Raw genomic sequence first — 12,080 nt, 5'->3', positions numbered from 1 at the left:
TTAGATTGGAATATCACTCCCTGCTGCAGGTTATTCCAACTATAATTAGATAATATAATAAACTTTAAAATTTGTATATAAATATTCAGAAAAGTCTAGTCCGTTAACCCCCCGATAATTCCTATTAATTGATCATATTATTGTTACTCTATGGAAAATTTTCTTGAATTCAATAAAAAAGTGGTATTTATTCAACATATATATACTTTATTGAAAATATACAAAATAAATATTATTATATTTACTAGTATTTAAAAATTAATCCTTCTTTAAAAAGACAAGGAGGAACTGTATGGAAAAGCAAATCGGAAAAAGGTTAAAGTATTCTCGAATTAATTTAGGAATGACCCAAGAAAAATTAGCTAAAGGTATTATTTCAGTATCCTATTTATCAAAAATAGAAAATGGAAAAGTGGAACCAACAGAGGAAATTATTGATTTATTAACTGAAAGATTAGGTCTAGAATCTTTATCAGCTGGCATAAATAACGATAAAATAACAGCAGATTGTAAAGAGTGGTTTAACTATTTATTAGTAGGAAATAAAGAGAAAGCAATCAGCGTTTATTCTGATATTAATAAGAATCTGAAAAACATCATTGATACAGAGCTTGTACGTTTAGTAGAACTCCATAAACTTCGATTTTTCGTTATCATTAATAATAGAGAAAAAGCAGAAAAGCAATATTTTTTCCTGTTAAAAAGCGAGAAAGAATTTCAAGGAAAAGAAAACTATTATTGGATGAAATTTGCTGGGAATTATTTCTACTTTATGCAATCCTATGATCAAGCAATTCGTTATTATCAAAAGGCCGAGAAGGAATTGAATGAAAATTTCCATTTTAAAGTAGAAGAAGAGGCAGATTTATATTATTCTATTTCTTTAACTGCGAATAAACAAAATAAAGTGGAACTTTGCTTGGTGTATGGAAAAATGGCACTAGAAATATACTAAAAGTCGTATAATTATAAAAGATGTGTAGAATGCCTGCTTTTGTTAGGTATTTCTTATAAGAGAATAAAATTATACGATAAATCTATGGATTGTTTAATGACAGCTACTACAATTTCGGAAACCATCAGTAATAAGAATTTACTCTCACTATGCAATCAAAATATTGGAGAGTTATGTTCAGCTATGGACCATTCAATGGATTCAATTTCATATTTCAAAAAAACTCTTGAGCTCCGAAAAGATTGTCCTGTACAAAAAAGAATCATACCTATTTCTAGTTTAGTAAAAGAGTACATAAAAATAAATGACATTCCAAATGCTAAAAAGTGGATTCAGGAAGGGTTGATCCTCACTGAATTTTTAGATGATTCCTTCTTAATATACATTTATGAATTTCAAGTATACCATTTACTAGTTGAAGGGAAAGAGGATTTATTAGAAAATCTCGTTATTAAGAAACTCTTGCCTTTATTAAAAGAGAAAGGGTTATTTTTTGAACATGCTTTCTATTTAAAGCAATTAGCTGAATATTATTATAAAAAAAGAAAATACAAGTTATCTGCACACTATTATCAAGCTGCTATGAACAGTATCCATAACGTTATTTATCGAAGGTGAAAATATTGAAAAGAAAGAGATTAATAGGAATTTTATTAATGAATACGTGTTTAATAGAAAGAGGGAGGAAGGTGTTTTCTGTTGGACGGGACGAATAAAGAATTAAGAAGAATTCGCATTACATTAATAGTAATTGCCATATTTATTTTATTTGAAACTGGAAGCAGAACTGTTACAGTCGATTACGATCCAAACAACTGGGATTCAAACCTAATTCATTCGAAAATGGTTCAATTAGGCGATGGATATTTTGGTGTACTTACAAGCGATAAGGACGATACATATCAATACATGAAAGTTTATTATTTTGATAAAGAAAAGAAAGAGGTTATCTTTATCAATGAAAGAGACCTAATAACTATGGAATAGATAACTATATGGTGGCTCTTTTGCCCATCCCCAGTAAAGGCAGAATAAAGATAATCTGAAAAGTTCATCCTCATTAAACAAAGAATGGGCGCTTCCTTATGTAATAAAGTGCCCGATTTTAGTATGTCCTTTTATACAGTGACAAAATAGACTAAATATTCAAATGCTTATATTTTATTTTTCTTCCTCCCACCTTTTAGAAACTTCTTTTTCATTCCTTCAATTCCGTTTATTTTTCTAGAAGTGCATGCCAAAAGCAATTTACTTGGTTTGATTTTTTACAATAGTTACTATTACTGAGAATAAAGCTATACCTACCAGAGAACCAAGAACAAAACTTAAAGAAAAGAAATCAAAGACAAGAAAGACGATCAACATACATAAAAGATAACCTGCCAAAAAAGCAGGTAAAAAGCTTTTTAGATTCACGACTGATTCCCCCTCAACTAAATCAGAACAAACGATTCTACATTCTTTGGATTATCTTGGGTAGCTGAACAAAAACTCTTCAAAGCTTACCTTTTAAAGAGCCTTAATATCGATAAGGAAATAAAATAACCAACAAAAAAACCTATATTGTATAAAACTGTATCGGCTAAATCAAATACACCTAACTTAAATTGAGCTTGTAAATACTCAAGCAGAATTGCAAATACTTCAAATGAAATTAATCTTGTCACAAACGTTTGTAATACATTTGTGTGTGCCAACACTACGACCGCACTTACTTAAATATAATTTATCGTCCAATTTGATTTCAAAAATGCCTTTAATCCATTATCACTCTTATGTATAATCGTCACCCTCCCAATATTTAGTGCAAAAAATAGTTTACTCGAAATGGTAAAATTAAAAATTCGTCTATAAATTAATCATATATCAACGACCTTAACAAAATGTTAATTATGTTTTGTTAAAAATACTTTCCCTATCGTTTTTCTAGATAATTCTACATCAATGGTATTTTTTACATCCGATAAGTCAAACTTAGAATCCACCATCATCAAATGTATTTTTTTATCAGCTACTAGTCTTATTAAATGATTAAAAGTTTGTTGCCATTTATCTACGAGGCAATTTTATTCCAATCCGTAAATGGAATAGATCCGCATTCACTTTTGCTTTATTTACAATATCTGCGCAAGTTTACTTGAATTCCTGATGAAAGACCGATAGTTAATTCCCATTTAATACATTTTGCATCCAAAAATACTACTCTCCTTCAACAACGTAATGTTATTTAAATAACACAATAAAGCCTTCTAAAAATCTTCTTTAAAAGATATAGTATTTCCAGATTCAAATCCTTTTTGTTTGAAATGCCACACTTCTTACGTATAAGTGAATAATAAAAGATAATATACATGTAAAGGCATTAATATCCAATCCACCAGCTATCGGACATATCTGTTATTAGAATATCAGCCAATATTGGTTCAATTAATTTTTTTCCTTAAAAAAGTAATCTTGTTAATACATTAACTGCATTCCCAATTTCTAGTGTGAATACCTTCCTCTTATGCTGAATAAGCTTGTTGAAATAAACGAAAATAAACCTTGGAGAAAATATTACAATGGGTGTTCATATGTCGTAATGCATATTTTGGATTGTCCGTTAGTTTCAATTCCCTTACATGAGTCATTATCAATGTAACCTAAATGGTATGAAGCTGAATACGGTACAACGGCAGCCTTTCAATCCCCAAGTGTGGGGCATTATCAATGTAACAGAACAATACGTTCATAGGCTTGTACATTTTCAGTTGACTTTCAATCCCCAAGTGTGGGTCATTATCAATGTAACAGAATGAAGTTAACATACCTAAAAAGCTTGTATTAGCTTTCAATCCCCAAGTGTGGGTCATTATCAATGTAACTTGATCCGGACGATGAATGTGGCTTTAAAAACTACCAACTTTCAATCCCCAAGTGTGGGTCATTATCAATGTAACTTGATCCGGACGATGAATGTGGCTTTAAAAACTACCAACTTTCAATCCCCAAGTGTGGGTCATTATCAATGTAACTGAAGGAAGAGCAAAATTAAGAGAGTTGCCTCCTTTCTTTCAATCCCCAAGTGTGGGTCATTATCAATGTAACAATTACGACTGGTGCAATTCGTGGTATTGATATTTACTTTCAATCCCCAAGTGTGGGTCATTATCAATGTAACCAGACCCAACAAAAGCGTATGCATGGGGCGCATTATTCTTTCAATCCCCAAGTGTGGGTCATTATCAATGTAACTACGACTTAACAAGCGATTACGTGCAACTTTTAGATACTTTCAATCCCCAAGTGTGGGTCATTATCAATGTAACAAATCATCGGGGATAACTTTCGTATGGAAATATTAACTTTCAATCCCCAAGTGTGGGTCATTATCAATGTAACAGCTGTAGGTTTCGGGGCTGGCCTCGTCTGTTTTGGAACCTTTCAATCCCCAAGTGTGGGTCATTATCAATGTAACCTTTTGTAGCGGCAATAGGACCAGCTAGCGTAGGTCTCTTTCAATCCCCAAGTGTGGGTCATTATCAATGTAACGCTAGTGGCAACGTTTGATTATGAGATTCGGTTAGTCTTTCATTCCCCAAGTGTGGGTCATTATCAATGTAACAAAGCAAAAGACCAAGCAATAAACTATAACGCAACATCTTTCAATCCCCAAGTGTGGGTCATTATCAATGTAACCAATGCAACATGCACCGTAACACATGTTATAAGCTACTTTCAATCCCCAAGTGTGGGTCATTATCAATGTAACAAAACCCTAGCAAGTTATAAACAACGAATTTCTGCCACTTTCAATCCCCAAGTGTGGGTCATTATCAATGTAACCTCTGGTCTTTTGGTCTCCATTCCAACGATAGGGAATCTTTCAATCCCCAAGTGTGGGTCATTATCAATGTAACTCTTAAATATGTCACCAACTGTTAAATCATTTTGAGTCTTTCAATCCCCAAGTGTGGTCATTATCAATGTAACATGTATGGGGTGCAGCTTCAAAAGCTACTTTGAATAGCTTTCAATCCCCAAGTGTGGGTCATTATCAATGTAACAAAAGCGAGAGTATTAAACGCCCGCTTTCGTGATTTCCTTTCAATCCCCAAGTGTGGGTCATTATCAATGTAACATATTGCCAAAAATGTCGGATGGTACGAGGGGGTGAAACTTTCAATCCCCAAGTGTGGGTCATTATCAATGTAACAAAAACAGAGCGACCTTACAAGCAACCAGAAAATATCTTTCAATCCCCAAGTGTGGGTCATTATCAATGTAACATGGATATTGATGTAGGGGATGGCAACATTGTTCCGACTTTCAATCCCCAAGTGTGGGTCATTATCAATGTAACGTAGCGGGCGATTTCCCAACAAATGCAGAAATAGCAACCTTTCAATCCCCAAGTGTGGGTCATTATCAATGTAACTTGCCTGTTGAACCAAAACCCCCGGACCCTCTTTCGCTCTTTCAATCCCCAAGTGTGGGTCATTATCAATGTAACTTTCTGCAATCCAGTTTGTTTCCATTCTTGTGAGATACTTTCAATCCCCAAGTGTGGGTCATTATCAATGTAACTTTATCAATAAAGAAGATGATGAGCAACAGCTCGTTTACTTTCAATCCCCAAGTGTGGGTCATTATCAATGTAACTGAAGACGTTATAAACGCAATAAAAGAGTTATGTAATAAACTTTCAATCCCCAAGTGTGGGTCATTATCAATGTAACTATTGAAATACATAATGAACAAGATGGTTTTATTATCTTTCAATCCCCAAGTGTGGGTCATTATCAATGTAACTATAGCAGATGAAGCAGCAAAACGAGGTTTCTATGCCTTTCAATCCCCAAGTGTGGGTCATTATCAATGTAACAGAATATATTAATTGCTCAAAAAGCAGCACATCATAGTCTTTCAATCCCCAAGTGTGGGTCATTATCAATGTAACTTACGCTAAAGACGTGCTGCAAAAGGATGATGATGATTCCCTTTCAATCCCCAAGTGTGGGTCATTATCAATGTAACTTATCGAGAAAAAATATGGTAAAATACCTCCATTTCTTTTCTTTCAATCCCCAAGTGTGGGTCATTATCAATGTAACATGAAGGAGCGGAACTATCGCCTAACTATGTCAAAGACTTTCAATCCCCAAGTGTGGGTCATTATCAATGTAACCGCAGTTGGTGAGTGAGTAAAAGCATTGATACATAAGGACTTTTTAGTAATTGTAAAAAGGTTAAATAAATATTTTTTCGAAGATGCAAAGTTTGTAAACAAAATGGGGGCTCCCTCGAAAATCTCTTTTGTATCGTTAATATATATTTTACTAAAGCATTTATAAAACCTCAATGTTTTAATATTTCTTAATACCAAAATCACTAGATATCCCCCAACCTTTTGAATAAATCAAAAGACCAAAACTCCAGATCCACTCAGGTTCATTAGAAATCCCCTTAATCCCATAATTTTAAAAGTCGTTATTCATTTTCTTTAAATCGCTTCTCCTGTTTTTGGATATAAAATCAATTCTACGATGTTTGGCTTGAAGTTATTTAACATTTCTAAAATAGCTTCTCCAACAAAGTCCACAACTATAAGTAGTCCATGTTTCCAATCATTTAATTACCCAAATAACTTCTTCATCAGTAATTTGTCATTTTCCTTGATTGCTTCTAAACTTGGGAGGTCACAGTCATTGCAATATCGTTGAAACTCACAATCCCTACATCTTTTTTTCGAACGAGGTTCAGGATAATATTCTTCTTGTATTATTTTCTTAATCATCGACGTTATTTTACGAACATACAATTTTTGATTGTCAGTAATATGAATGAGATGCGCTTTTTGTTCCGGTATGATATAAATGTATCCCTTCTTCACTGGAGTATTTGTCATTTCTTCAATACACATTGCATATGCGACAAGCTGATAAATAATATTTTTATAAATTTTTCCATCCGTATCTTTACATTCCACCGGGTAAAACCTTTGTCCGGATTCAGCTTCTGTATCAATTAATATGTCTAGTTTTCCTGATAAATTTAATGCTTCTGATGAAACTGATAACCCATAAAATCTTTTTCCTTCAACGAGATTATACCTCTTTAAGGTACGCCGTTTTTCTTTTTGGTTTAATTCAAAATGTTGACTTCTTGCATATTCCATTTTAAATGACACTTTTCGGGGAACTGGCTCAACATAGTTATAGTACACTACTCTTGGACAATATACATACTGCTTTATATCCGTAATGTTAATTGACACGACTACACCTCGCTAACCAATGAATCCTCGGAATAATTGAAATCAATTTTTATAACATTTTCCAAACTATCTTGACTTAAAGGGAAAATAATTACACTACTTCTATCGCTTTCTTTTAAAAGAAACTTTAATCGGCGGATTAATTCGCCATGAAGATTTCTACTAATTTCCCCAAAGAATGCACTATATTGTACTCGAAACAAACCATAATCCTTGCACATGTTCGCTGTTTTGTTTCGTAATTTATCTTCTGTAATATCATAAATCAGTAAAATCTTCATGGTTACCACCTCGAAATATAACCTTTAAATTTTTTATTATCACGAAAATATGATGCGATATCTCTAGCCTGCATCTGGATAATTGTTCGTAAAAAGCAATCATTTCCTCTGAATTCTTCTTTTGTTTCTAATCTATTATTAATATTTTCCCTTAATAATTTCAGTGTTTTTTCATTTAAAAAATGTGATCCGTCTTCTTTTTCCTCCAATCCTGGTTTATGTCCCCTAGTTATTAATGAAATGATCGGTCGATCAACAACAGATGGACGGAAAATTTCCATTACATCTAATACAAAGGAGATTCTTCCTGACCGGTCCACATGGAAAAAACCCGCATATGTTTCAAGGCCTGCTCGAATAATTGCAGAGGTTACTCTAGTTCTCAAAATTGCATAACCATAATTCAGCATCATATTAACTGGTTCTTGTGAATGCCAATTTCTACCGGGGAACTCCACTCCTTTTTCTTTCAAAATCATTTTTACTGCTTTCCAATATCGTTTCGCCGCATGTGCTTCTGCAGATATTAATTCTTTCCTTATCTGCTCAATTGTTTCCCCTTGTATCCCTTTTATTTTTTGAATATAAAATCTCATAGATTCAGTTAATATTTTTAATTCCTCTTCAATTGAATGGCCTCTTCTACTTTTTGCATAGTATTTTATCGTGTTAATTTGATTTTGAATTTTTGCTGTTATGATTTCTTTGGATAATTCGATTCCTCTATAGTCATGATATGCACGCAATTGTTCCCTTCTTGCTTTTACAGAACCATGGTGGGCTGGCGTATATAAGGTGGTAAACGGCTCCTCTCTAAAATCCACAAAATGTACTTGGGTTCCATTGTCTATTAATTCTTGCAATAAACTGATTGAAATCATCCCACATTTATTCCCTATAACTAAATCCTGTAACTCCTTGATTGCATGTTCCTCCAAGACTTTCCCCTGTTTCTTAAGAACAAGTCGTTCACTTACTTTATGAAGATTCACCCCATAATCATCAATAACAATTTCCTTTAGCATACCTACCTCTCCTAATTTTATTTATAAAACTCCAATAGTGAATATTTATAGTATTCCCAACATAGGCAAAAAATAAATCTAAATACGGTTAAATTTTAAGGATTTTTAATAATTTATAAACGTACTAATTAAACAGAGCTTTTATCTTTCCCAAACCAAAGGTAGTATTTTTCCCTACATGCGTCCACTCAGCAAGTTGCAACCATGGAATAAAAGGATCTAAATCCCCTTCATAAACTGCTTTTCCCACAATTCCACCAAGCTTCATCCGCTTTTTTTGCCGATTAGAATACCTCTCCCAGTCATACCACGATACATCCGATTGAACGAGCTTTACTTCCTCTGCTTTTCTAAAAAGCTCTTTAAAATCGATACCCAGCAGCTGTCTGCCGTGATGATAATAAAGCAACGACGTAATTCGGCGAACAGCAGACCGGAAAATGATGTGAAATTCTGGATTATCGGTGTAGTGAGACTGGTATTTTAGGCGAGTAGGTGAAATAAAATCGAGCTGACATGTTGAAGCGTCTTTTATACCTGAAGTAATTTTTTCACTGTTTAATATTTGCCCATTATAATAGATTTTTTGATGTTGATAGATTTGTTCGCGAAAATCTCCATCTTCATCAACTAAAAAAACTTGTCGCAATTCGGCTTGCTGTTTTCCTTTTCCAAATCCTTTTTTACCCATATGAAACAGTACATATATAAAATAGTGAAGATACTTTACCGCCTCTCCAAAAATAGTGATAGTTAAATAAAATCGCTCACCCGGGGCAAATTTTAACTTGTTATTATTTTCTGCCCAAATAATAAATGGCCGCGGTATATCATCACTACTAATAATTTTTTGATGTTCATCTTGCAAACGTGTTTCAAATATATACGCATATGGACAGTGTTCATGGTGGATATTTTGATTCGAACATGTACATGCTACTTCCTTAAAAACATGTCCGAACACACCACGAAAGGTCGATCCTTGATAATGAGGAAGCTCCAGTCCATTCTCGCCCGCTTTGTAAATGGCTGTTATTTGAAGGATTTGAACTTCATTTAAAAAATGAGTAATACTCGTGTCATTCATCTTTGTCCACTCCCATATTGGTTAATCTTTCTCTATTCCTAATTGTTGAAATATGTTCAAAGGAATTCTGATCACTAATTCTTAACTGGCGAACTAAGAATAAATACAGCCAATATTCTCGACTACGAGAGCCAGTACCCCAGTAACACCATTTATTTTTCCATTCCTTCTCACCTTCATAAAACTTCACTGCCTCCTCTAACGTTGAAACATACTGTTCAGTCGAAACTTCCCATTTTATTTCTGACAACAATGGCAACATAACCCCTGCTTTTTTGAGCGATTTAGGTTTATAATCTTCTTCCGTACATTTCTTTCCTATCACAATAGGAGAATGATGGTGAGCGATTGCCGTTAAAACAGAACGCTTTACTTTCCCATATTTATCTTCCATTTGTAACAAACGATATGCCAGTACAGCTCCCAAGATTGAGTGATCTGGGAAATGTACTTTTTTTTCATTTGGATTATCTGTATGTGCGAGTGCTGTATCACGGGAAAACATTGGGTCATATTCTAATTGTCTATTTAGAGCTTTATCTTGCCATGCCTTTTCCAACTTCCCCATATCATGCGTTACTATAACGAAGTGAATGATCTTTTCTATATCTTCCTCGCTTAAATCAAATAGATTCGCAAAAGCTTTTATAGCGTATTTATTTTTCGGACGGCAAATTCTTTGATAAGCGACAAGACAAGCGCGAATATGTTCTTCGAGTGTATCCATTTTAAAAGTATAACGTTTAACTATTTTTTCATCATTTTTCAGCGGAAAGCAATACGTTACATCCACACTGGATTCTCCGAGGATGAGACCCACATTCTTTTTATAAGTTGCTAATGTCGGATGGATAACAATAAAATCATGACTATGAATATCCTCCACACGTTCAATATTTTTGAGAACAAGCTTGTCCTTCTCATTTTTAATATTTTTCTTATCAAACTTTGTATATACAACTTTCTTTATCTTGCCATGATATGAGGTTGATGTTTCGTTTAAACGAGAGATAAAGCCTTTCAATTTTCCAACCGATATCGAGATTGTCTCATAAAGATATAACGTTTCATCAGTTGGAGTATTATGGTGTAATAAAACTGTTACATTTTGGATCTTCCTAATTAAGTCACCTGACATACTTTTTTCATGATACAAATAAGCACTTGCAATTTCTAATGAAAACTTTGCATCGTTCCGCTTAAGAATCTCTCCGATTTCTTTATCTTTATCGCAATAAAGCGTATCCATCATCTCATTGGCTTTGACATAATCAAAATTAAATCCCGAAAAAGACTGCAAATACCGCTCCGTTGCTTCTACATCTTCTTTTTCATAGGGAAGCCACGGTTGACTGCTTTCCGGATAATCTATAGAATACACGTGCACAATTCCTACTTGATTTTCAAATCTTGCATTTCGTCCAATTCGTTGAAGAAATGAACGACCTGAGGAAATTTCTGTTAACATGATATCTGATGAAATATCTAATCCAACTTCAATGATTTGGGTTGCAATCAATATCGCCCTTTTTTTATTCCCGTCCTTTCCGAAATACTCTTTTAATTTCTTTTCAACACTTTTTCGGTCGTCCGATAATAATTGGGCATGCAATAAGAATACTTCCGTATCAGCTGGCTGTCTCTCTTTTACTACTTGATACAAGGCAGTTGCCCTGTTCACTTGGTTAACAATCACTATCGTTTTATTTTGGTGCTTTGAAAGAATCTCGTCCGCATTCATAGTAATCGAATGTGCAACAACTTTCCTCTTCTTCTGATATTGCGATTCTATTTTTGGTAGATCTTCCTCTGTCACTTCAATATGTACCGCATTCAGTTCCTTCGCCAAAAATTCGCGCATTTCTTTAGATAATGTTGCTGTCATAATTGTAAATCTTGTCAACGGCATATCTACACACAGTTGTTTTAATAAATGAATTGTCGTTTGAAATGCTCGATTCGTATCTAACAAGTGAAATTCATCAAATATAAGATAACTTCCTATCCAAGCTCCAGCATTTATATTGGCCAAACGAAAGGATAGAGATAACGGGATAGTTAATGCTCCGCTTAGAGCTTGGTCAATTGTCGTGAATATTACATCCCCGTCTAAAAAGAACGGGTCTATTTGCACCTCACCAGTTTGAGTCGTTACTTTCCATTGATTTGTTGCCTGTTCCGCCTCCTCAGCAAGGCTATAAGCTAATGTCCTTAACGGCAAAATATACATTGCCTGATTGGGAAAATCAATCTCCCCTTTTAAATTCCTACTAATATAAAAGGGTGCGAGTGCTGCAAGTGTTTTTCCCGCCCCAGTCGGAGCATGTAAGATCACATTTTTTCCTTTATTTAAATGAGCATCGATGATTTGCTTTTGGAAACTAAGCGGAGTAAATCCTTTATTATACTTCGTATCCAGCTTTCTCGTCATTTCCTGAAAAAGAGAATCTATCTTATCTTCTGCTAAGCGCACCCT

At 34.0% G+C, this 12,080-nt stretch carries 10 protein-coding genes, 1 pseudogene and 2 CRISPR repeat arrays; of the genes and pseudogenes, 3 read left to right on the top strand and 8 right to left on the bottom strand.

Going from position 1 to position 12,080, the window contains the following annotated elements; all coding sequences use genetic code 11:
• The first annotated feature begins 292 nt into the window (after window positions 1–292).
• The 3 genes from BN2144_RS08755 (at window position 293) to BN2144_RS08745 (ending at window position 1,942) form a co-directional block, all read left to right on the top strand.
• Window positions 293–955: a helix-turn-helix domain-containing protein gene (locus BN2144_RS08755; RefSeq protein WP_033827893.1), complete on the top strand. Its 663-nt coding sequence runs from the start codon at window positions 293–295 to the stop codon at window positions 953–955.
• Window positions 956–1,039: 84 nt separating this feature from the next.
• Window positions 1,040–1,573 carry a hypothetical protein gene (locus BN2144_RS08750; protein WP_139017878.1) on the top strand — a complete coding sequence of 178 codons (534 nt, stop codon included), beginning with the start codon at window positions 1,040–1,042 and terminating at the stop codon, window positions 1,571–1,573.
• An 81-nt stretch (window positions 1,574–1,654) separates the two neighbouring features.
• Window positions 1,655–1,942 (top strand): hypothetical protein, encoded by a 288-nt coding sequence (locus BN2144_RS08745; protein WP_033827891.1) that lies wholly within the window; start codon window positions 1,655–1,657, stop codon window positions 1,940–1,942.
• A gap of 261 nt (window positions 1,943–2,203) precedes the next feature.
• Here the strand turns inward: BN2144_RS08745 and BN2144_RS19900 are convergent, their stop codons facing one another.
• From BN2144_RS19900 to BN2144_RS08715, 8 genes and pseudogenes are all read right to left on the bottom strand, one after another.
• Complete coding sequence (locus BN2144_RS19900) at window positions 2,204–2,371, bottom strand: hypothetical protein (protein ID WP_154665503.1); 168 nt, start codon at window positions 2,369–2,371, stop codon at window positions 2,204–2,206.
• Between the two features lie 86 nt (window positions 2,372–2,457).
• Complete coding sequence (locus tag BN2144_RS08740; protein ID WP_187366990.1) at window positions 2,458–2,652, bottom strand: hypothetical protein; 195 nt, start codon at window positions 2,650–2,652, stop codon at window positions 2,458–2,460.
• A gap of 189 nt (window positions 2,653–2,841) precedes the next feature.
• Window positions 2,842–3,122, bottom strand: a pseudogene (locus BN2144_RS20745) (alcohol dehydrogenase); the annotation flags it as partial.
• A gap of 512 nt (window positions 3,123–3,634) precedes the next feature.
• A CRISPR array of direct repeats spans window positions 3,635–4,854; the repeat unit is 37 nt; unit sequence CTTTCAATCCCCAAGTGTGGGTCATTATCAATGTAAC.
• A gap of 109 nt (window positions 4,855–4,963) precedes the next feature.
• A CRISPR array of direct repeats spans window positions 4,964–6,122; the repeat unit is 37 nt; unit sequence CTTTCAATCCCCAAGTGTGGGTCATTATCAATGTAAC.
• Between the two features lie 447 nt (window positions 6,123–6,569).
• Complete coding sequence (gene cas4, locus BN2144_RS08735) at window positions 6,570–7,211, bottom strand: CRISPR-associated protein Cas4 (RefSeq protein ID WP_033827889.1); 642 nt, start codon at window positions 7,209–7,211, stop codon at window positions 6,570–6,572.
• 2 nt (window positions 7,212–7,213) lie between these two features.
• Window positions 7,214–7,492 carry a CRISPR-associated endonuclease Cas2 gene (gene cas2 / locus BN2144_RS08730; protein WP_033827888.1) on the bottom strand — a complete coding sequence of 93 codons (279 nt, stop codon included), beginning with the start codon at window positions 7,490–7,492 and terminating at the stop codon, window positions 7,214–7,216.
• A 2-nt stretch (window positions 7,493–7,494) separates the two neighbouring features.
• Window positions 7,495–8,517, bottom strand: a complete 1,023-nt coding sequence (cas1, locus tag BN2144_RS08725; protein ID WP_033827887.1) for a CRISPR-associated endonuclease Cas1 — start codon at window positions 8,515–8,517, stop codon at window positions 7,495–7,497.
• A 124-nt stretch (window positions 8,518–8,641) separates the two neighbouring features.
• The gene (gene cas6 / locus BN2144_RS08720) at window positions 8,642–9,604 is read right to left on the bottom strand and encodes a CRISPR system precrRNA processing endoribonuclease RAMP protein Cas6 (protein WP_033827886.1); all 963 of its coding nucleotides are present in this window, start codon (window positions 9,602–9,604) and stop codon (window positions 8,642–8,644) included.
• The gene (locus BN2144_RS08715) at window positions 9,597–12,077 is read right to left on the bottom strand and encodes a CRISPR-associated helicase/endonuclease Cas3 (RefSeq protein WP_033827885.1); all 2,481 of its coding nucleotides are present in this window, start codon (window positions 12,075–12,077) and stop codon (window positions 9,597–9,599) included. The genes cas6 and BN2144_RS08715 overlap by 8 nt, the downstream gene beginning before the upstream one ends.
• Window positions 12,078–12,080 lie beyond the last annotated feature (3 nt).

The sequence above is a fragment of the Bacillus andreraoultii genome (assembly GCF_001244735.1).
Classification (GTDB): domain Bacteria; phylum Bacillota; class Bacilli; order Bacillales; family Caldibacillaceae; genus Caldifermentibacillus; species Caldifermentibacillus andreraoultii.
Note: the sequence above shows the minus strand (reverse complement) of the source record. Positions and strands in the feature narration are given on the sequence as shown.